General features: G+C 67.7%; 20 protein-coding genes. 16 read left to right on the top strand and 4 right to left on the bottom strand.

Features of this window, described 5'->3' with window-relative positions:
• Nucleotides 1–29: 29 nt before the first annotated feature.
• From trxA to AU197_RS23850, 4 genes are all read left to right on the top strand, one after another.
• Nucleotides 30–395 (top strand): thioredoxin, encoded by a 366-nt coding sequence (gene trxA, locus AU197_RS23835; RefSeq protein ID WP_064406104.1) that lies wholly within the window; start codon nucleotides 30–32, stop codon nucleotides 393–395.
• Nucleotides 396–421: 26 nt separating this feature from the next.
• Nucleotides 422–1234, top strand: a complete 813-nt coding sequence (locus AU197_RS23840; RefSeq protein ID WP_064406106.1) for an enoyl-CoA hydratase — start codon at nucleotides 422–424, stop codon at nucleotides 1232–1234.
• Nucleotides 1235–1246: 12 nt separating this feature from the next.
• Complete coding sequence (locus AU197_RS23845; protein WP_064406108.1) at nucleotides 1247–2875, top strand: ABC-F family ATP-binding cassette domain-containing protein; 1629 nt, start codon at nucleotides 1247–1249, stop codon at nucleotides 2873–2875.
• Nucleotides 2876–2996: 121 nt separating this feature from the next.
• The gene (locus tag AU197_RS23850) at nucleotides 2997–3188 is read left to right on the top strand and encodes a helix-turn-helix domain-containing protein (protein WP_064348432.1); all 192 of its coding nucleotides are present in this window, start codon (nucleotides 2997–2999) and stop codon (nucleotides 3186–3188) included.
• Here the strand turns inward: AU197_RS23850 and AU197_RS23855 are convergent.
• Together AU197_RS23855 and AU197_RS23860 are read right to left on the bottom strand one after the other, a co-directional pair.
• Complete coding sequence (locus AU197_RS23855; RefSeq protein ID WP_064406109.1) at nucleotides 3185–3778, bottom strand: TetR/AcrR family transcriptional regulator; 594 nt, start codon at nucleotides 3776–3778, stop codon at nucleotides 3185–3187. The two genes, AU197_RS23850 and AU197_RS23855, sit on opposite strands and share 4 nt — an antisense overlap.
• A 20-nt stretch (nucleotides 3779–3798) precedes the next feature.
• Entirely contained in the window at nucleotides 3799–6633 is a 2835-nt protein-coding gene (locus AU197_RS23860; protein WP_064406110.1) for an aconitate hydratase, read from the bottom strand.
• A gap of 159 nt (nucleotides 6634–6792) precedes the next feature.
• On the opposite strand from AU197_RS23860, the gene AU197_RS23865 reads away from it, so the two are divergent.
• From AU197_RS23865 to AU197_RS23910, 10 genes are all read left to right on the top strand, one after another.
• Nucleotides 6793–7356, top strand: a complete 564-nt coding sequence (locus AU197_RS23865; protein WP_064406112.1) for an Rv1476 family membrane protein — start codon at nucleotides 6793–6795, stop codon at nucleotides 7354–7356.
• Between the two features lie 245 nt (nucleotides 7357–7601).
• Nucleotides 7602–9026, top strand: a complete 1425-nt coding sequence (gene ripA, locus AU197_RS23870) for an NlpC/P60 family peptidoglycan endopeptidase RipA (protein ID WP_064406115.1) — start codon at nucleotides 7602–7604, stop codon at nucleotides 9024–9026.
• A 31-nt stretch (nucleotides 9027–9057) separates the two neighbouring features.
• Complete coding sequence (ripB, locus tag AU197_RS23875) at nucleotides 9058–9765, top strand: NlpC/P60 family peptidoglycan endopeptidase RipB (protein WP_082696827.1); 708 nt, start codon at nucleotides 9058–9060, stop codon at nucleotides 9763–9765.
• A gap of 135 nt (nucleotides 9766–9900) precedes the next feature.
• Nucleotides 9901–11049, top strand: a complete 1149-nt coding sequence (moxR1, locus tag AU197_RS23880) for a chaperone MoxR1 (protein ID WP_064406405.1) — start codon at nucleotides 9901–9903, stop codon at nucleotides 11047–11049.
• Nucleotides 11046–11993: a DUF58 domain-containing protein gene (locus AU197_RS23885; protein WP_064406116.1), complete on the top strand. Its 948-nt coding sequence runs from the start codon at nucleotides 11046–11048 to the stop codon at nucleotides 11991–11993. Before moxR1 ends, AU197_RS23885 begins: the two co-directional genes overlap by 4 nt.
• 21 nt (nucleotides 11994–12014) lie before the next feature.
• Nucleotides 12015–13022 carry a VWA domain-containing protein gene (locus AU197_RS23890; RefSeq protein ID WP_064406118.1) on the top strand — a complete coding sequence of 336 codons (1008 nt, stop codon included), beginning with the start codon at nucleotides 12015–12017 and terminating at the stop codon, nucleotides 13020–13022.
• A 23-nt stretch (nucleotides 13023–13045) separates the two neighbouring features.
• A complete protein-coding gene (locus AU197_RS23895) occupies nucleotides 13046–14056 on the top strand; it encodes a VWA domain-containing protein (protein ID WP_064406120.1) in 1011 nt (336 codons plus the stop codon).
• 60 nt (nucleotides 14057–14116) lie between these two features.
• Nucleotides 14117–14896: a 3-oxoacyl-ACP reductase FabG1 gene (gene fabG1, locus AU197_RS23900; protein WP_064406122.1), complete on the top strand. Its 780-nt coding sequence runs from the start codon at nucleotides 14117–14119 to the stop codon at nucleotides 14894–14896.
• Nucleotides 14897–14925: 29 nt separating this feature from the next.
• Nucleotides 14926–15735, top strand: coding sequence for an NADH-dependent enoyl-ACP reductase InhA (inhA, locus tag AU197_RS23905; protein WP_064406123.1), 810 nt, complete (start codon nucleotides 14926–14928; stop codon nucleotides 15733–15735).
• Nucleotides 15732–16721, top strand: coding sequence for a ferrochelatase (locus AU197_RS23910; protein WP_064406125.1), 990 nt, complete (start codon nucleotides 15732–15734; stop codon nucleotides 16719–16721). Before inhA ends, AU197_RS23910 begins: the two co-directional genes overlap by 4 nt.
• Here AU197_RS23910 and AU197_RS23915 read toward each other — a convergent pair.
• Nucleotides 16718–17566, bottom strand: coding sequence for an Rv1486c family protein (locus tag AU197_RS23915; protein ID WP_064406127.1), 849 nt, complete (start codon nucleotides 17564–17566; stop codon nucleotides 16718–16720). The genes AU197_RS23910 and AU197_RS23915 overlap by 4 nt on opposite strands.
• Nucleotides 17567–17626: 60 nt before the next feature.
• On the opposite strand from AU197_RS23915, the gene AU197_RS23920 reads away from it, so the two are divergent.
• Nucleotides 17627–18058, top strand: coding sequence for an NfeD family protein (locus tag AU197_RS23920; RefSeq protein WP_064406129.1), 432 nt, complete (start codon nucleotides 17627–17629; stop codon nucleotides 18056–18058).
• A 30-nt stretch (nucleotides 18059–18088) separates the two neighbouring features.
• Nucleotides 18089–19297: an SPFH domain-containing protein gene (locus AU197_RS23925; RefSeq protein WP_064406131.1), complete on the top strand. Its 1209-nt coding sequence runs from the start codon at nucleotides 18089–18091 to the stop codon at nucleotides 19295–19297.
• On the opposite strand, the gene AU197_RS23930 is transcribed toward AU197_RS23925, so the two are convergent.
• Nucleotides 19206–20012: a TVP38/TMEM64 family protein gene (locus tag AU197_RS23930; protein WP_082696828.1), complete on the bottom strand. Its 807-nt coding sequence runs from the start codon at nucleotides 20010–20012 to the stop codon at nucleotides 19206–19208. The genes AU197_RS23925 and AU197_RS23930 overlap by 92 nt on opposite strands.
• Nucleotides 20013–20048 lie beyond the last annotated feature (36 nt).

Below are 20048 nucleotides of genomic sequence, written 5' to 3' on the forward strand. Positions count from 1 at the left end.
AGAGCTGACCATCAGCGTTAGGAATCAACGTGGCTACCCAAGACATCACCGCCGAACAATTCAACGACACCATCAACGACAACGAGATCGTGCTGGTGGACTTCTGGGCGTCCTGGTGTGGCCCGTGTAAGGCGTTCGCCCCCACGTTCGCGGCGTCTTCTGAACAGCACCCCGACGTCGTGTACGCCAAGGTCGACACCGAGGCCGAGCAGGCGCTGGCCGCCGCGGCCGACATCCGGTCCATCCCCACGCTGATGGCGTTCAAGAAGGGCAAGCTGGTGTTCAACCAGGCGGGCGCGTTGCCGCCCGCGGCCCTCGAGGAACTGGTTCAGCGCGTCAAGGAGTTCGACATCGACGCGGCGATCGCGGCGCAGGACAACGGCCAGCCGGAGTGAGCGTCGGCACGCGATAGCGTGCATGCGTGACTGACTTCGTCTTGGTCGACCGGCCGCGTCCCGGCATCGCCCTGGTGACCCTCAATCGGCCCGAACGGATGAACTCCATGGCGTTCGACGTCATGGTTCCGCTCAAGAAGGTGCTCGACGAGCTGACCTACGACAATTCCGTGCGGGCGGTCGTGCTCACCGGCGCCGGCCGCGGATTCTCCTCGGGCGCCGACCACAAGTCGGCCGGTTCGGTACCCCACATCGACGGCTTGACCCGGCCCACGTTCGCGCTGCGCTCGATGGAGGTGCTCGACGAGGTCATCCTCGGCCTGCGCAAGATGCACCAGCCGGTCATCGCCGCGGTCAACGGCGCCGCGATCGGCGGGGGCCTGTGCCTGGCGCTGGCCTGCGACATCCGGGTGGCGGCCGACGGCGCCTACTTCCGCGCGGCCGGTATCAACAACGGGCTGACCGCCAGCGAGCTGGGGCTGTCCTATCTGCTGCCGCGCGCCATCGGCACGTCACGGGCGTTCGAGCTGATGCTGACCGGCCGCGACGTCGACGCCGCGGAGGCCGAACGCATCGGCCTGGTGTCGCGCGCGGTACCCGGCGATGACCTGCTCGAGGTTTGCTACCAGATGGGGGAGCGCATCGCGGCGTTCTCCCGGCCCGGAATCGAGTTGACCAAGCGCACACTTTGGAGTGGACTGGACGCCGGTAGCCTGGAAGGGCACATGCAAGCCGAGGGCCTCGGACAATTGTTCGTCCGTTTGCTCACCGCCAACTTCGAAGAAGCGGTGGCAGCGCGCGCCGAAAAACGGGACCCCGTATTCACCGACGACAAGTAAGGACCGCACAGCGTGATCACCGCAACGGACCTCGAGGTCCGCGCCGGGGCGCGCACGTTGCTGTCCACCGACGGAACCGCGCTTCGCGTGCAGCCCGGCGACCGGATCGGACTGGTCGGGCGTAACGGCGCGGGCAAGACCACGACCATGCGCATCCTCGCCGGCGAGGGTGAGCCGTATGCGGGCGACATCGTCCGTAACGGCGAAATCGGTTATCTGCCACAGGATCCCAGAGAGGGCGACCTCGACGTGCTCGCCCGCGACCGGGTCCTGTCGGCGCGTGGCCTGGACACTCTGCTCGCCGACCTGGAAAAGCAGCAGGTGTTGATGGCCGAAGTCGCCGACGACGCCGCCCGCGACAAGGCCGTGCGGAAGTACGGTCAGCTCGAGGAGCGGTTCGCCGCGCTGGGCGGTTATGCCGCCGAGAGCGAGGCCGGCCGTATCTGCGCGAGCCTCGGACTGCCGGAGCGCGTCCTGACCCAACCGCTGCGCACACTGTCCGGTGGGCAGCGCCGACGCGTGGAGCTGGCGCGGATCCTGTTCGCCGCCTCCGACAGCGGCGCGGGTTCGAGCACGACATTGCTGCTCGACGAGCCGACCAACCACCTCGACGCCGACTCGATCGGCTGGCTGCGTGACTTCCTGCAGAACCATTCCGGTGGCCTCGTGGTGATCAGCCACAACGTCGACCTGCTCGCCGACGTGGTGAACCGGGTGTGGTTCCTCGACGCCGTGCGCAGCGAGGTCGACGTCTATAACATGGGCTGGCAGAAATACCTCGATGCCCGCGCGACCGACGAAGCCCGGCGCCGCCGCGAGCGCGCCAACGCCGAACGCAAGGCGTCTGCGCTGCGCACCCAGGCGGCCAAGATGGGCGCCAAGGCCACGAAAGCCGTTGCAGCGCAGAACATGCTGCGTCGTGCCGATCGGATGATGGCCGCACTCGACGAGGAACGCGTCGCCGACAAGGTGGCCCGCATCAAGTTCCCGACCCCCGCGCCGTGCGGGCGCACCCCGCTGGTCGCCAAGGGGTTGACCAAGAACTACGGCTCGCTCGAGGTCTTCACCGGTGTCGACCTGGCGATCGACAGAGGGTCGCGGGTGGTGGTGCTCGGGCTCAACGGTGCCGGCAAGACCACCCTGTTGCGCCTGCTGGCGGGGACCGAGACGCCCGACGCCGGGCGCCTCGAACCCGGTCACGGCCTCAAGCTGGGGTACTTCGCCCAGGAACACGACACCCTGGACAACAACGCGACGGTGTGGGAGAACATCCGGCACGCCGCACCCGACACCGGCGAGCAGGACCTGCGCGGGCTGTTGGGCGCCTTCATGTTCAGCGGACCGCAATTGGATCAGCCCGCGGGCACCCTGTCCGGCGGAGAGAAGACCCGGCTGGCGCTGGCGGGCCTGGTCGCATCGACCGCGAACGTACTGCTGCTCGACGAGCCGACGAACAACCTCGATCCCGCCTCGCGTGAGCAGGTGCTCGATGCACTGCGCAGTTACGTCGGCGCGGTGGTGTTGGTGACCCACGATCCCGGCGCCGCCGAGGCACTCGAACCGCAACGCGTGGTTCTGCTTCCCGACGGCACCGAGGACTACTGGTCCGACGATTACTCGGATCTCATCGAGCTCGCCTGAACCGGCGCCTGATCGAGGTTGGCTCGATCCATTGCGCGAAGCGTTTGGTCATTTTCTCCCGTTGTGTGTAACCGCTTCCTACGCTGGGTATCCGTCGGGGCATCGAAGCGGGGAGGTGCTGATGAAGAAGCTGGACAAGTCGAGAGACCAGTTGCTGAACGAGCTGCGGAGTGCTTACGAGGGTGGGGCAAGCATCCGTACTCTGGTCGCGTCCACGGGCCGCTCGTACGGTTCGATCCACAGCATGCTGCGGGAGTCGGGTACGACGATGCGCAGCCGTGGCGGCCCGAATCACCGCAGCAGGCGCCGCTAGTCGGCTTGCTGCACGGCCTCCCGGTCAGTCCGCTGCCGCAGTGACGCCTCGACCAGGTCCAGTACTGCACTGAGCTTTTCGGGATCGTCGCCCGACGCCAAACGCGCGACCAGGCCGTCGAGGACGAGGTCGAGATAGGTCTGCAGCACGGCGCTGGGAACGTCGTCGCGCAGCCGGCCCGCCTGCTTCTGCATGCGCAGCCGCTGGGTGGTGGCCACCGACAGTTCGGCCGACCGCTCCGCCCAGCCGCGGTGAAAGTCGGGATCGTTGCGCAGCTTTCGGGCGATCTCGAGCCTGGTGGCCAGCCAGTCGAACTGATCCGGCGCGGCCAGCATGTCGCGCATCACCTGGACGAGCCCTTCGCGCGCGGCGACATCGGCCATGCGTTCGGCGTCCTCGCGGGCCAGTTCGAAGAACAGCGTGTCCTTGTCCCGGAAGTGGTGGAAGATGGCGCCGCGCGACAGCCCGATCGTCTGCTCGAGCCGCCGCACGGTCGCCTTGTCGTAGCCGTACTCCGCGAAACACCGGCGGGCGCCGTCGAGGATCTGCCGACGACGCGCCGCCAGGTGGTCGTCGGTGACCCGGGGCAACGCGGTTGTCCCTTCTTCGGTTACTGCGACTCGAGCATGTTGCGCAGCACGTACTGCAGGATGCCGCCGTTGCGGTAGTAGTCCGCCTCACCCGGGGTGTCGATGCGCACCACCGCGTCGAACTCGACCTTGGAACCATCTTCCTTTTCCGCGGTGACGTGGACCGTCTTCGGCGTCTTGCCCTCGTTGAGCTCCTCGATGCCGGTGATGTCAAACGTCTCGGTGCCGTCGAGGCCCAGCGACTCCGCCGACTCGCCCTCGGGGAACTGCAGCGGGATCACGCCCATTCCGATCAGGTTCGACCGGTGGATCCGCTCGAACGACTCGGTGATGACCGCCCGCACCCCCAGCAGCCGCGTACCCTTGGCCGCCCAGTCCCGCGACGAACCCGAGCCGTACTCCTTGCCGCCGAGCACGACGAGCGGGATGTCCTGCGCCGCATAGTTTTGCGCGGCGTCATAAATGAACGCCTGCTCGCCGTCCTTGGTGAAGTCGCGGGTGTAGCCGCCGGAGACGTCGTCGAGCAGTTGGTTGCGCAGCCGGATGTTGGCGAACGTACCCCGGATCATCACCTCGTGGTTTCCGCGCCGTGAACCGTAGGAGTTGTAGTCCGCCCGCTCGACGCCGTTGGACTCCAGGTACTCAGCGGCCGGTGTTCCGGGCTTGATCGCGCCCGCGGGGGAGATGTGGTCGGTGGTGACCGAATCACCCAGCAGCGCCAGCACTCTCGCGCCCTTGATGTCGGTCACCGGCTCCGGTTCGGCCGACATCCCGTCGAAGTACGGGGGCTTGCGCACGTAGGTCGACTCGTCGGCCCATTCGAAGGTGTTGCCCTCCGGGGTCGGCAGGTTGCGCCAGCGCTCGTCACCCTTGAAGACGTCGGCGTAGTTCTTGGTGAACATCTCCTGGCTGATCGCGTTGGCGATCGTGTCGTTGATGTCGGACTGCGACGGCCAGATGTCGCGCAGGTAGACGTCGTTGCCGTCCTTGTCCTGGCCCAGCGGCATGGCGTCGAAGTCGAAGTCCATCGTGCCGGCAAGCGCATAGGAGATCACCAGCGGCGGCGACGCCAGGTAGTTCATCTTGGTGTCCGGGTTGATCCGGCCCTCGAAGTTGCGGTTGCCCGACAGCACTGCGGCCACCGCGAGGTCGTTGTCGTTGACGGCCTTGCTGATCTCCTCGGGCAGCGGGCCGCTGTTTCCGATGCAGGTCGTGCAGCCGTAGCCGACCAGGAAGAATCCCAGCTTCTCCAGATACGGCCACAGCCCGGCCTTCTCGTAGTAGTCGGTCACCACCTGGGAGCCCGGTGCCATCGTCGTCTTCACCCACGGCTTGGTGGTCAGGCCCTTCTCGACGGCGTTCTTGGCCAGCAGCGCCGCGCCGAGCATCACCTCGGGGTTGGAGGTGTTGGTGCACGACGTGATGGCTGCGATCACCACCGCGCCGTGGTCGAGCTCAAATTCGCCGAGCTCATCGGACCTCACGGTCACCGGCTTGCTGGGCCGGCCGTTGGGTTCGAGCGCGGCGCTTTCGACATGCGGCGGGGGTTTGCGGTTGGACAAAAACGACGTGTTGCGCACCGGATCGCTCGCCGGGAAGGTCTCGTCGATGGCCTCGTCGAGTTCCGAGTAGTCCCCGTTGAACTCGCCGTCTTCGACGTAGTCGGTGATGTCGCGGCGGAAGGCCGCCTTGGCCTCGTTGAGCGCGATGCGGTCCTGCGGGCGCTTCGGCCCGGCGATCGACGGCACGACGTCGGACAGGTCCAGCTCGATGTACTCGGAGAACTTGGGCTCTCGCTGGGGGTCGTGCCAGATGCCCTGCTCCTTGGCGTAGGCCTCGACCAGCGCCAGCTGCTCCTCGCTGCGCCCGGTGAAGCGCAGATAGCTGATGGTCTCCTCGTCGATCGGGAAGATCGCTGCGGTGGAACCGAACTCGGGGCTCATGTTGCCCAGCGTGGCCCGGTTGGCCAGCGGAACCTCGGCCACGCCGTCGCCGTAGAACTCGACGAACTTGCCGACCACACCGTGCTCGCGCAGCATCTCGGTGACCGTGAGCACGACGTCGGTGGCCGTCACTCCGGGCTGGCGCTCGCCGGTCAGCTTGAAGCCGACGACACGGGGGATGAGCATCGACACCGGCTGGCCCAGCATCGCGGCCTCGGCCTCGATACCGCCGACGCCCCAGCCGAGCACGCCGAGACCGTTGACCATGGTCGTGTGGCTGTCGGTGCCCACACAGGTGTCGGGGTAAGCGGTACCGTCCCGGTCCATCACGACGCTGGCCAGGTATTCGATGTTGACCTGGTGCACGATGCCGGTGCCGGGCGGCACCACCTTGAAGTCGTCGAAAGCGCCCTGACCCCAACGCAGGAACTGGTAGCGCTCGCCGTTGCGCTCGTACTCGATTTCGACGTTGCGCTCGAACGCGTCGGCGCGGCCGAACAGGTCGGCGATCACCGAGTGGTCGATCACCAGGTCGGCCGGGGCGAGCGGATTGACCTTCTCGGGGTCGCCGCCGAGGTCGGCGATCGCCTCGCGCATGGTGGCCAGGTCGACGATGCACGGAACGCCGGTGAAGTCCTGCATCACCACGCGCGCGGGGGTGAACTGGATCTCCACGCTGGGGTCGGCCTCGGGATCCCAGTTGGCGATGGCCTCGATGTGGTCCTTGGTGATGTTGGCGCCGTCCTCGTTGCGCAGCAGGTTCTCGGCGAGGACCTTCAGGCTGTACGGCAGCTTGTCGGTACCCGGCACCGCGTCGAGGCGGTAGATCTCGTAGCTCTTGTCTCCGACTTTCAGGGTGTCGCGGGCGTCAAATGAATTGGGGGAAGAATTTTCCGTATTACCTTTGCTCACATCAACTCCCGGCTAGTTCTCGCAGCCGACGGGCTGTGACGGCCGCGTTACAACTCTAACAGTACGCTTGTCCTGCAAGACGGTCGGGGTCGGATTTGAAGTCTCGTACCGCTGCGCGTGCTGTCACCCTGTCGGGTACCCATCACGTACGGTTCTTCTGTGTTCGGACCGCATGTGATTCCGTATCTGCCGGCGTACATCCCGCCCGACGTCTGTGGGCCCGTGGGCATGGACCCCGCGACCACGCCGGTCGACACCTGTCTGAACCTGGTCATCGAGGACGTTCGCGACGACGGGGTGAGTGCCTCACCCAGGCCGGAGAACGAGGGCCTGCCCGCGGTGGTCGCCGAAGCCCAGCAGAAGGGGATCGACCTGAAGGTCGTCGTCGTGGACGAGAACCCGCCGATCGACACCCCACTGCGCGATATCGCCACCGAGGTGGGCGAGGCGTTCCCGGGGTCGACGGTGCTGGTGCTCAGCCCGACGGACTCGGGCACCTTCAGTACGACATTCGATCGCATGACGCTCGAGGCGGGTCAGGACGTCGCCGAAGGGCGTGGCCCGGTGCAGGGTTCGAAGAATTTCCTCGGCGAGTTGACGGCATCGCACTTTCCGTGGACCGCATTGACGATTCTGGTGGTCTTGGGAGTGGTTGCCGCCGTTATCGGCACGCGACTTTTGCAGGTCCGCGCCAAGCGTGCCGCGTCGCGCGAGAACGCCTGAAGTCTCACTGCGACAACGGTTTTGGCGTGAGATCACACCGCCCCGATATTGGCGAAGTCACGACGCGATAACACTTCTTCCAATTACAAAGTTGTAATTCGCGACTTAAGTTTCTTTGGCGTCAGATGTGACGTACGGTGCAATCGGTAACTGTGTTGTAGATGTGCATGTTGTGACAAATGAGCACAGTCACCGCGACGAATGTGTCCGCACGTTCGCCTGAAGCAATAGGAGAACTGAGTCGGATGAGACGCACCCCTGGCGCATCCGCTACGCGGCCGTGTGGACGGTTCTGCGCGGCCCTGGTCGTGGCAGCCATGTTGTCCACGACACCTGGCCTGGCCCTCGCCCAACCCGGCAGCCCCGACAGCCTCGCGGCGCTGGTCGCCGCCGTCGCCGATGCCGACCAGAGGCTGCAGGATCTGGGCGCCCAGATTCAGCAGCAGCAGGAGAGCGTCAACAAGGCGATCCTGGACGTGCAGACCGCACGGGACAACGCCGATGCCGCCCAGCGTGAGGTCGACGCGAGCCGTCAGCGCGTCGAGGACGCCAACATCGCCATCGACCAGGCGCAGAAGCGGTTCGACTCGTTCGCCGCCGCGACATACGTCAACGGCCCCTCCGATTCGTACCTGACCGCCGGCGATCCCGCCGAGGTCATCAAGACCGCCGCGGCGGGGCAGACACTGGCGATCAGCTCGCAGCAGGTGATCGCCGATCTGCAGCGGGCCCGCACCGAGCAGGTCAACCGTGAGTCCGCGGCGCGATTGGCCAAGCAGAACGCGGACAAGGCCGTCGCCGACGCCGAAGCCAGCCAGCAGTCCGCGGTTTCGGCCCTGACCAACGCGCAGGAGACCTTCAAGTCCCAGCAGGCCCAACTCGACAAGCTGTCCGCCGAGCGCAAGGCCGCGCAGGCCAAGCTCGCCGAGGCGCGCACTCAGGCCGCCCCGGCGCAGCCGGGGGGTGCTCCGGCGCAACCGGCGGCCGCCGCGACGCCGGGCAGCCCGGACTGGGACCGCGCCCCGCAGGGCGTCGACCCCGGCACCGGTAACTGGGCCACACCGTGGGATCCGACGTTGCCCGCGATCCCCAGCGCCTTCGTGAGCGGCGACCCGATCGCGATCATCAACGCGGTTCTCGGCATCGCGTCGACCTCGGCGCAGGTGACCCAGGACCTGGGGCGCAAGTTCTTGCAATCGCTGGGGATCCTGCCGCAACCGGCCGCCGCGCCGGCCTTCAACAACGGCGCGATTCCCCGCGTCTACGGCAGGCAGGCGACCGAGTTCGTGATCAAACGCGCCATGTCGCAGATGGGCGTGCCGTACTCGTGGGGCGGCGGAAACGCGGCCGGACCGAGCCGCGGTATCGACTCCGGCGCGGGCACAGTCGGTTTCGACTGCTCGGGCCTGATGCTCTACGCGTTCGCCGGGGTCGGCATCAAGCTCGACCACTACTCGGGTTCGCAGTACAACGCTGGGCGCAAGGTCCCGACGTCACAGATGCGCCGCGGCGACATGTTGTTCTGGGGCCCCAACGCCAGCCAGCACGTGGCGCTGTACCTCGGCGACGGACAAATGATCGAAGCGCCCTATACGGGTTCGGTGGTGAAGATCTCGCCGGTGCGTACCAGCGGTATGACCCCGTACGCGACTCGTCTCATCGAATGGTGAGAGGTCAGAAGCGAAAGACGTTAGGAAAACTTTGCGTTTCAAGCTGATTCGGTTCTTGAGCGGTTGTGCGCTGCTGGTGGCGACCGTCGCGCTCACCGTCGGGCTGGCGACGCCGGCGGCGTCCGCACCCGAGGACGGCCAGTGGGATCCGACGCTGCCCAAATTGATCAGCGCCGGCGCGCCGGGCGATCCCCTCGCGATCGCCAACGCGTCGCTCGCGGCGACCGCACAGGCCACCGAGGTCACGATGAGCCTGGGCCGCAAGTTCTTGTCCACCCTGGGTCTCGCGCCACCGGAGGCGGCGACGGCGAGCGTGGCGCCGGGCCGGGTGCGCGGACCGCAGGCGATCGAATACGTGATCCGTCGCGGTGCGTCACAGATGGGCGTGCCGTACTCGTGGGGCGGCGGAAAGCCGAACGGGCCGAGCCGGGGTATCGACTCGGGGGCCAACACCGTCGGGTTCGACTGTTCGGGCTTCACCCAGTTCTCGTTCGCGGGCGTCGGGGTGCTGATCCCGAAGTACTCCGGTGACCAGTACGACACCGGCCGCAAGGTGCCGACATCGCAGGCAAAACGCGGCGACCTGCTGTTCTGGGGTCCCGGCGGCAGCCAGCACGTCGCCATCTACCTGGGCGGCGGTCAGATGCTCGAGTCCTCGGGCAGCGCGGGCAAGGTGACGGTGGGCCCGGTGCGTCACTCCGGCCTGCAGCCGTACGTGGCGCGCATCATCGAATCCTGAGCGGAAGCTGAGCCGAAGCTGAACGTTTCGGGCGGCGTCGACGGATTCTGCCGTGCCTGGAATAGTTGACGGCGAGCGTGCCGCCCCGACGGGGCAGCGCGGCACTGACCAGCGAGTTATGTGGAAGGAACGTTGATGACCTCACCGAGTGGGCCGTCGCAGGGGCCTGGAGGCTACCCCGGCCAGGCACCGGCACAGGGATACCAGGGCTCACACGCCGCACCGTCGGGCCCGGCTTCCCAGAACGGCGGTCTGCAGCAGGAGGTCCACACGCTCGAGCGGGCCGTCTTCGAGGTGAAGCGGATCATCGTCGGACAGGACCAACTGGTCGAGCGCATGCTGGTCGGCCTGCTCGCCAAGGGCCACGTACTGCTCGAGGGCGTGCCGGGCGTGGCCAAGACGCTGGCCGTCGAGACCTTCGCCAAGGTGGTCGGCGGCACCTTCGCCCGCATCCAGTTCACGCCGGACCTGGTGCCCACCGACATCGTCGGTACCCGCATCTACCGCGTGGGCAAGGAGGAGTTCGACATCGAACTCGGGCCGGTCGTCGTCAACTTCCTGCTCGCCGACGAGATCAACCGCGCCCCCGCCAAGGTGCAGTCGGCGCTGCTGGAGGTCATGGCCGAGCGCAAGATCTCCATCGGCGGCAAAACGTTTCCGCTGCCCCAGCCGTTCCTGGTGATGGCCACACAGAACCCGATCGAGCAGGAGGGCGTGTACGCGCTGCCCGAGGCCCAGCGGGACCGCTTCCTGTTCAAGCTGAACATCGACTACCCGTCGCCCGAGGAAGAGCGCGAGATCATCTACCGGATGGGCGTCAAACCGCCGGAGCCCAAGCAGATCCTGGCGCCCGGTGACCTGCTGCGTCTACAGGACGTGGCGGCCAACAACTTCGTGCACCACGCGCTGGTCGACTACGTCGTCCGGGTGGTCACCGCCACCCGTCAGCCCGAGAAGTTCGGCATGCCCGACGCCAAGGCGTGGATCGCCTACGGCGCGTCACCGCGCGCATCGCTCGGCATCATCGCGGCGTCGCGCGCGCTGGCTCTCGTGCGTGGACGCGACTACGTGATCCCGCAGGACGTCGTCGAGGTCATCCCCGACGTGCTGCGGCACCGGCTGGTCTTGACCTACGACGCGCTGGCCGATGAGATCTCCGCCGAGACCGTGATCAACCGCATTCTGCAGACCGTGGCCCTGCCGCAGGTGAACGCCATTCCGCAGCAAGGTCATTCGGTGCCGCCCGTCGTGCCCGCCGCCGCTGGTGCGGCCAGCAATCGGTGACCAGTTCCCGACGCTCCGTTGATCTGCCGTCGCTGAAGCGCGGTGAGATCCGTGATCCCGCACTGAGCGCGGCGCTGCGCAAGCTCGAGTTGACGGTGCGGCGCAAGCTCGACGGCGTGCTGCACGGCGACCACCTCGGCCTGCTTCCCGGCCCGGGTTCGGAACCGGGGGAGTCGCGGCTCTACCAGCCCGGCGACGATGTGCGCCGGATGGACTGGTCGGTCACCGCGCGCACCACGCATCCGCACGTACGGCAGATGATCGCCGACCGCGAACTCGAGACCTGGCTCGTGATCGACATGTCGGCCAGCCTCGACTTCGGCACAACCGGTTGCGAGAAGCGCGATCTCGCGGTGGCCGCCGCGGCGGCGATCACATTTCTCAACAGCGGGGGCGGCAACCGGATCGGCGCGATCATCGCAAACGGCGACACCGTGCGTCGGGTTCCTGCGCTGTCCGGTCGGATGCACGAGCAGGAGATGCTGCGCGCCATCGCGACGATGCCCAAGGCGCCCGCCGGTGTCCGCGGCGACCTGGCCGCCGCGATCGACGCGCTGCGCAGGCCCGAGCGACGCCGCGGGATGGCGGTGATCATCAGCGACTTCCTCGGCCCGATCAACTGGATGCGTCCGTTGCGGGCGATCGCGGGGCGCCACGAGGTGCTCGGAATCGAAGTGCTGGACCCGCGCGACGTCGAACTGCCCGCGGTGGGCGAAGTCGTGCTGCAGGACGCCGAGACCGGGGTGACCCGTGAGTTCACCATCGACGAGCAGTTGCGTGACGATTTCGAGCGGGCGGCCGCGGCGCACCGCGCGGAGGTGGCCAGGACGTTGCGGCGATGCGATGCACCGCTGCTGACGCTGCGCACCGACCGCGATTGGATCGCCGACGTCGTCCGGTTCGTCGCCAACCGCAGGCGTGGCGCGCTGGCGGGCCACGCCTGATATCGAGATGATTAGGCGCACATGACATTGCCGTTGCTCGGACCCATGACGCTGTCGGGTTTCGAAAACGCCTGGTTCTTCCTGTTTCTTCTGGTGGTGCTCGGAATCGTCGGGCTCTACCTCGTCGTGCAGGTGGCCCGGCACCGGCGGATGCTGCGGTTCGCCAACATGGAGTTGCTGGAAAGCGTTGCGCCGAAACGACCCTCGCGCTGGCGGCATGTGCCCGCGATCCTGCTCGTGATCGGGCTGGTCTTCCTGACGGTGGCGATGGCCGCCCCCACCCACGATGTCCGCATTCCGCGCAACCGCGCGGTGGTGATGCTCGTCATGGACGTCTCGCAGTCGATGCGGGCCACCGACGTCGCGCCCAACCGCATGGCCGCCGCGCAGGAGGCGTCCAAGCAGTTCGCCGACGAACTCACCCCCGGCATCAACCTCGGATTGATCTCGTATGCCGGCACGGCGACGGTGCTGGTGTCGCCGACCACCGGTCGGGAGGCAACCAAGGCCGCGATCGACAAGCTCCAGTTCGCCGACCGCACGGCGACCGGTGAGGGTATCTTCACCGCGCTGCAGGCGATCGCCACCGTGGGTGCGGTGATCGGCGGCGGCGACGAACCCCCGCCCGCGCGCATCGTGTTGTTCTCCGACGGCAAGGAGACCGTGCCGTCGAACCCCGACAACCCGAAGGGCGCGTACACCGCGGCCCGCACCGCAAAGGACCAGGGTGTGCCGATCTCGACGATCTCGTTCGGCACGCCGTACGGCTACGTCGAGATCAACGACCAGCGCCAGCCCGTTCCGGTCGACGACGAGATGCTCAAGAAGATCGCCGATCTGTCCGGTGGCGAGGCGTTCACCGCGTCGAGCCTCCAACAGCTGCGTGAGGTCTACGCCAACCTGCAGCAGCAGATCGGCTACGAGACGATCCGCGGCGACGCGAGCGTGGGGTGGCTGCGGCTGGGAACGCTGGCGCTCGTGATGGCGACGCTCGCCGCCCTGTTCATCAACCGTCGTCTGCCGAACTGATGCGCGAGGGATGACGATCTGACATGACGCTTCCACTGCTGGGTCCACTCTCGCTCACCGGTTTTCAGCACATCTGGTGGTTCCTGCTGTTCCTCGTGCTGCTGCTGGCGTTGGCCGGGTTGTACGCCGCCGCCCAGATCGCCCGGCGAAAGCGGTTGCAGCGCTTCGCCAACACCGAACTACTCGACAGCGTCGCGCCCAAGCGGCCGAGCCCGCTGCGCCATGTTCCCGCGGCGCTGCTGGCGATCTCGCTGCTGCTGTGCACGATCGCGCTGGCCGGGCCGACCCACGACCAGCGGCTGCCCCGCAACCGCGCCGTGGTGATGCTGGTGATGGACGTCTCGCAGTCGATGCGGGCCACCGACGTCGAACCGAGCCGGCTGGCCGCCGCCCAGGAGGCGTCGAAGAAATTCGTCGACGAGCTCACCCCGGGCATCAACCTCGGCGTGATCGCCTACGCCGGCACCGCCAACGTCCTGGTGTCGCCGACCACCAACCGCGACGCGAGCAGGCGCGCGATCGAAAACGTTCAGGTGGCCGATCGCACCGCGACCGGTGAGGCCATCTTCACCGCGCTGTCGTCGATCTCCACCGTCGGCGCCGTGATCGGCGGTGGGGACACGCCGCCGCCCGCGCACATCGTGCTGTTCTCCGACGGCAAGGAAACCGTGCCGAACAACCCGGACAACCCGAAGGGCGCGTTCACCGCCGCGCGGGCCGCCAAGGACCAGGGTGTGCCGATCTCGACGATCTCGTTCGGCACCCCCAACGGCTCGGTCGAGGTGAACAACGAGCGGGTCCCGGTCCCCGTCGACGACGAGGGCATGAAGAAGGTCGCCGCGCTCTCCGGGGGCGACTCCTACACCGCCTCCAACCTCGACGAACTCAACAAGGTCTACGACACCCTGCAGGACCAGATCGGGTACGAGACCGTGCGCGGCGAGGCCACCACCGGCTGGCTGCGGCTCGGCGCGTTGTTCGCGGCCGTGGCGGCCGTCGCCGCGCTGCTGATCAACCGCCGGCTACCGCTGTGAGCGCCACGCTTCACTAAGGCGATTTCTTAAGAATGGCGGGCAGGCGATAGGTTGGCGGGCATGACTGCGCACGCGACGAGCAATGACACCGGAGCGACCGCCGAATCCGAATCGGCCGGTGGTCGTCCGCCTTTCGTCTCCCGCTCCGTGCTGGTGACCGGCGGCAACCGCGGTATCGGCCTTGCCATCGCACAGCGCCTCGCCGCCGACGGTCACAAGGTCGCCGTCACCCACCGCGGCTCGGGAGCCCCCGAAGGGCTGTTCGGGGTGGTCTGCGACGTCACCGACAACGCCGCCGTCGACCGCGCCTTCAAAGAGGTCGAGGAGCATCAGGGCCCGGTCGAGGTGCTGGTCTCCAACGCCGGCATCTCCAAGGACGCGTTCCTCATGCGGATGACCGAGGAGCGGTTCACCGAGGTCATCGACGCCAACCTCACGGGCGCGTTCCGAGTGGCGCAGCGAGCATCCCGCACCATGCAGCGCAAGCGCTTCGGCCGGATCATCTTCATCGGTTCGGTGTCGGGCATGTGGGGCATCGGCAACCAGGCCAACTACGCGGCCGCCAAGGCCGGCCTGATCGGCATGGCCCGCTCGATCTCCCGTGAGCTGTCCAAGGCCAACGTCACCGCCAACGTCGTCGCGCCCGGCTACATCGACACCGAGATGACCCGCGCCCTCGACGAGCGGATCCAGGCCGGGGCGCTGGATTTCATCCCCGCCAAGCGCGTGGGCACCGCCGAGGAGGTCGCGGGCGCGGTCAGCTTCCTGGCGTCCGAGGATGCGAGCTATATCGCCGGCGCGGTCATCCCCGTCGACGGCGGCATGGGTATGGGCCACTAGATCTTTTCGCGAAGGAGAGGGACTTTCACATGACCGGTTTGCTCGAAGGCAAGCGCATCCTCGTCACGGGGATCATCACCGATTCGTCGATCGCGTTCCACATCGCCAAGGTCGCCCAGGAGTCGGGTGCGGAGTTGGTGTTGACCGGATTCGACCGGCTGAAGCTGATCCAGCGGATCGCCGACCGGTTGCCCAACCCCGCGCCGCTGTTGGAGCTCGACGTGCAGAACCAGGAGCACCTCGACACGCTGGCCGACCGCATCACCGAGGTGATCGGCGAGGGCAACAAGATCGACGGCGTGGTCCACTCGATCGGCTTCATGCCGCAGTCGGGCATGGGCATCAACCCGTTCTTCGACGCCCCCTATGAGGACGTGTCCAAAGGCATTCACATCTCGGCCTTTTCGTACGCCTCGCTGGCCAAGGCGACGCTGCCCATCATGAACCGCGGCGGCAGCATCGTCGGCATGGACTTCGACCCGACCCGCGCGATGCCGGCCTACAACTGGATGACGGTGGCCAAGAGTGCGCTCGAGTCGGTGAACCGCTTCGTCGCGCGCGAGGCCGGGCCGTACGGTGTGCGCTCGAATCTCGTCGCGGCCGGACCGATCCGCACGCTCGCGATGAGCGCGATCGTGGGCGGCGCGCTCGGGGCCGAGGCCGGTGAGCAGATGCGGTTGCTCGAGGAGGGCTGGGATCAGCGCGCACCGGTCGGCTGGGACATGAAGGACCCGACGCCGGTCGCCAAGACCGTGTGCGCCCTGCTGTCGGACTGGCTGCCGGCCACCACCGGCACGGTCATCTACGCCGACGGCGGCGCCAGCACGCAGTTGCTGTGACGGGTTTCGACGCCGTCCTGCTGCTCTCGTTCGGTGGGCCGGAGCGTCCCGAAGACGTGATCCCGTTCCTGGAGAACGTCACTCGTGGACGCGGCATCCCGCGGGAGCGGTTGGCGGCGGTCGCCGAGCACTACCTGCATTTCGGCGGCGTCTCGCCGATCAACGGCATCAACCGCGCGGTGATCGAGCGGCTGCGCACCTACGTCGACGTTCCGGTGTACTTCGGCAACCGCAACTGGGAGCCCTACGTCGAGGACGCCGTGACCGCGATGCGCGACGACGGGGTGCGCCGCGCGGCGGTGTTCACCACATCCGCGTGGGGCGGTTACTCGAGTTGCACCCAGTACGTGGAGGACATCGCCAGGGGTCGGCAGGCGGCGGGCGCCTCGGCCCCGCAAATGGTCAAGCTGCGTCAGTACTTCGACCATCCGCTGTTCGTCCGGTTGTTCGCCGACGCGATCACCGAGGCGGCGACGACGGTACCGGCGGACGCACGCCTGGTGTTCACCGCACACTCGATTCCGCTGGCTGCGCGGTCACGCTGTGGCACAGAGCTTTACGAGCGGCAGGTGGCATATGCCTCCGGGCTGGTCGCGGCCGCGGCCGGATACGACGACTACGACCAGGTGTGGCAGTCACGCTCCGGGCCGCCGCAGGTGCCCTGGCTGGAACCCGATGTGGGTGATCATCTCTCGTCCCTATCCGAGAACGGCACCACAGCGGTGATCGTCTGCCCGATCGGTTTCGTCGCCGATCACATCGAGGTGGTGTGGGACCTCGACCACGAACTGCGCGAACAGGCCGAGGAAGCCGGGGTGACGCTGGCGAGGGCGGCAACGCCGAACGCCGATCTCGCGCGTGTCGCCGCCGATCTGTTCGCCGAGTTGCGCGACGGCCGGGACCCGGTACGGGTGCGAGGCGCGAATCCACCTCCGCTGCAGGGATATTCGGTCGACGGTGTGGTGTGCACGCCGGCCTGCGGTTAGCCTCGCCAGGCCGAGTGCAGGACCGCGTCGACCGCGGCCAGTCGCGCCGAGCGCACCACCGTCGACAGCGGCCGCAGCGCGTCGGTGGCGATCTGCACCTCAGCGGAGCTGTGCAGTCCGATCGGCAACAGCCCGGCGCTGACCGAGATGATCGCGTCGACGTGTGCGGCGTTCTCCAGCACGCGCACCGCCCGGTTCGGCGCATGGTCCGGAAGGCGATGCATGCGGGTGGATTCCAGCACCTGCTCGACCAGGCCGCGGGGATCCTCCACGTCGATCTCCGCTGCGCCGGCCCGAAGCGCCCCGAGTGCGTCGGCCGCGGAGCGGACCGCCGATCGAAGGGCGTACTCCGCCTCGGCGAGATCGACGTATCCGGCCGGCGTGGTCGCTGACGGTATGGAGTACGCCGTCCACGACAGCCCGCAGGGATCGCGGTCGAACTCGTCGTCATCCTCGAATTCGTCGTACTCGAAGTCCGGCACCAGGCCGATCGAGCCCACGCCGAAGACGACCAACGCCTCACCCGCGGTCACCGCATCGCGCTGGAACTGGGTTCCTGCGGGCAGGCCCCGGACATCGCCGGGGACCGGCAGTGCCAGACCGATCGGCGGTTCCGTCACACCGGGGCCGGCGGCAGTGCGCAGCGTCTGCAGTAGCGACACCGCGCCCGTATCCACCAGATCGGGCCAGGGCAGACCGGTCGCGCCAGCCGCCACGGAATCGTAAGCGGTCACGGAATGTTTTGGCGCCCAATGCGATAGCGCGTCGAGGACATCGTCGGGCGCCGCCATGCCCGCTAACCAGGCATTGGCCCACACCGACAGCGAAACACTGGGACACCACATGATGTTCGAAGTGTAGTTGTTACGCCCGCAGGCGGTCGGGCACGACAGTAGGGTGGTGTCATGCCCGCTGCGCTGATTTGGTTGATTGCCGCGCTGGCGCTCGCCGGTGCCGAAGCACTGACCGGCGACCTGTTCCTGCTCATGCTCGGCGGCGGGGCGCTGGCGGCCGCAGGATCGAGCCTGATCTTCGACGATCTGTGGGTCCACGGCGCGGTGTTCGCGGTCGTGTCGATCCTGTTGCTGGTGCTCGTGCGACCCGCGCTGCGCAGGCACTTCCAGGCCGGGAGCGGTCTGCCCGACCCGGCAAAGGCGCTCGAGGGCAAGAGCGCGCTGGTGCTCGACCGGGTGGCCCAGCACGAGGGCCAGGTGAAACTCGACGGCGAAGTCTGGACGGCGCGCCCGCTCAACGAGAACGATGTCTACGAACCGGGGGACCAGGTGACCGTCGTGCACATCGACGGTGCCACCGCCGTCGTCCAGAAGCTCGCCTAGAAGACGCTGGGTACGAGGGAAGGAATCGTCATGGATGGTGCCGTCGCGGGCCTGGTGCTCGTCGGCGTGCTGGTGGTGTTCGCCGCCATCATCGTCGCGAAGTCGATCGCGCTGATTCCGCAGGCCGAGGCCGCGGTCATCGAGCGGCTCGGCCGCTACAGCAAGACCGTGTCCGGCCAGCTGACGCTGCTGCTGCCGTTCATCGACCGAATCCGCGCCCGCGTCGACCTGCGCGAGCGCGTGGTGTCCTTCCCGCCGCAGCCGGTGATCACCGAGGACAACCTGACCGTGCAGATCGACACGGTGGTCTACTTCCAGGTGACCAACCCGCAGGCCGCCGTCTACCAGATCAGCAACTACATCGTCGGCGTCGAGCAGCTGACCACGACCACGCTGCGCAACCTCGTCGGCGGCATGACGCTGGAGCAGACGCTGACCTCGCGCGACCAGATCAACACGGCGTTGCGCGGCGTGCTCGACGAGGCCACCAACCGCTGGGGATTGCGGGTGGCGCGCGTCGAACTGCGCAGCATCGACCCGCCCCCGTCGATCCAGGATTCGATGGAAAAGCAGATGCGCGCCGACCGCGAGAAGCGCGCGATGATCTTGACCGCGGAAGGCAACCGGGAATCGGCCATCAAACAGGCCGAGGGTCAGAAGCAGGCACAGATCCTGGCCGCCGAGGGCGCCAAACAGGCCGCGATCCTGGCCGCGGAGGCCGACCGTCAGTCGCGCATGCTGCGCGCCCAGGGTGAACGCGCCGCGGCCTACCTGCAGGCCCAGGGTCAGGCCAAGGCGATCGAGAAGACGTTCGCGGCCATCAAGGCGGGCCGCCCCACGCCCGAGATGCTGGCCTACCAGTACTTGCAGACCCTGCCCCAGATGGCCAAGGGCGAGGCGAACAAGGTGTGGCTGGTGCCCAGCGACTTCGGTTCGGCGCTACAGGGTTTCACCAAGCTGCTCGGCGCACCCGGGGAGGACGGCGTGTTCCGCTACACCCCGTCGCCGGTCGACGACGCGCCGGCCAAGACCGACGACGACGAAGAGGTCGCCGACTGGTTCAACACCGAGACCGATCCGGAGATCGCCCGCGCGGTGGCGAAGGCCGAAGCCGAGGCGCGCACCTCGGTCGATGGGCCCGCGCCCATCAACGCACCGCCCTCGTTCCCGGGCATCGGTCAACAGTCGAATCCTGTACCGCAGGAGCGCGAGCCGGGCGGTGGGGCGCACTCCCGCTGACCGGTTCGGCCGTGCGCTCGCGGTGATGACGCCGGTGCGCGCGGACCTCGTAGACCAGGCCCGCGACGCCCAGGCTGGCGGTGCACAACGAGATCAGCACCAGCAGGGGACTGACGTTGCCGGTCAGCGCGTCGCCGAGGATCACCACCGCCGCGGTGCCCGGTACCAGCCCGGCCAGGGTGGCCAGCGCGTACGGCAGCACGCGGACCGACGACACGCCGGCGGCGTAGTTGAGCACGGCGAAGGGCACGGCCGGGATCAGCCGCATCGACAGCACCGTCGGCCAACCGCGTTCGCGCAGCCGCCCGTTGAGCGATTCGATGCGCGGATGGCGCACCGCCCGGTCCAGTCGCAGGCCCACGGCGCGCACGAGTAGCACCGCGATGACCGCGCTGATCGTGGCCGCCGTCACGGCCAGGGGGATCCCCAGCACGGGGCCGAAGAGCAGGCCTGCGGCGAGCGTGAACGCCGTGCGGGGGAACGGGAACACCGTCACCACGATGTGGGCGGCCAGAAAAGCCAGCGGGAACCACGGCCCGACCGAGGTGGCCCAGTCACGCAACTGCACGGCGGTCGGTACGGGGACCAGCAACGCGACTGCGACGAGAATCACAATCGCCGCCAGTGAGCCGACCAGACGCACCCGGGAGACGCTGGAAAGCGTCGCGATCACCGCCGCGCGGACCGCGCGCAGGGTGCTGACGACGGAGTTCACGCCTACCAAGACTACGGAACCGCGGCCGGAGTCACC

The sequence above is a fragment of the Mycobacterium sp. IS-1590 genome (genome assembly GCF_001500025.1).
In the GTDB taxonomy this organism is placed as follows: Bacteria; Actinomycetota; Actinomycetes; order Mycobacteriales; family Mycobacteriaceae; genus Mycobacterium.

Coding starts and splice junctions, on each gene's coding strand:
- fabG1 (WP_064406122.1), top strand. CDS start 14,117: ATGACTGCGCACGCGACGAGCAATGACACCGGAGCGACCGCCGAATCC.
- ripA (WP_064406115.1), top strand. CDS start 7,602: ATGAGACGCACCCCTGGCGCATCCGCTACGCGGCCGTGTGGACGGTTC.
- inhA (WP_064406123.1), top strand. CDS start 14,926: ATGACCGGTTTGCTCGAAGGCAAGCGCATCCTCGTCACGGGGATCATC.
- AU197_RS23850 (WP_064348432.1), top strand. CDS start 2,997: ATGAAGAAGCTGGACAAGTCGAGAGACCAGTTGCTGAACGAGCTGCGG.
- AU197_RS23895 (WP_064406120.1), top strand. CDS start 13,046: ATGACGCTTCCACTGCTGGGTCCACTCTCGCTCACCGGTTTTCAGCAC.
- AU197_RS23890 (WP_064406118.1), top strand. CDS start 12,015: ATGACATTGCCGTTGCTCGGACCCATGACGCTGTCGGGTTTCGAAAAC.
- moxR1 (WP_064406405.1), top strand. CDS start 9,901: ATGACCTCACCGAGTGGGCCGTCGCAGGGGCCTGGAGGCTACCCCGGC.
- AU197_RS23925 (WP_064406131.1), top strand. CDS start 18,089: ATGGATGGTGCCGTCGCGGGCCTGGTGCTCGTCGGCGTGCTGGTGGTG.
- AU197_RS23920 (WP_064406129.1), top strand. CDS start 17,627: ATGCCCGCTGCGCTGATTTGGTTGATTGCCGCGCTGGCGCTCGCCGGT.
- AU197_RS23915 (WP_064406127.1), bottom strand. CDS start 17,566: ATGTGGTGTCCCAGTGTTTCGCTGTCGGTGTGGGCCAATGCCTGGTTA.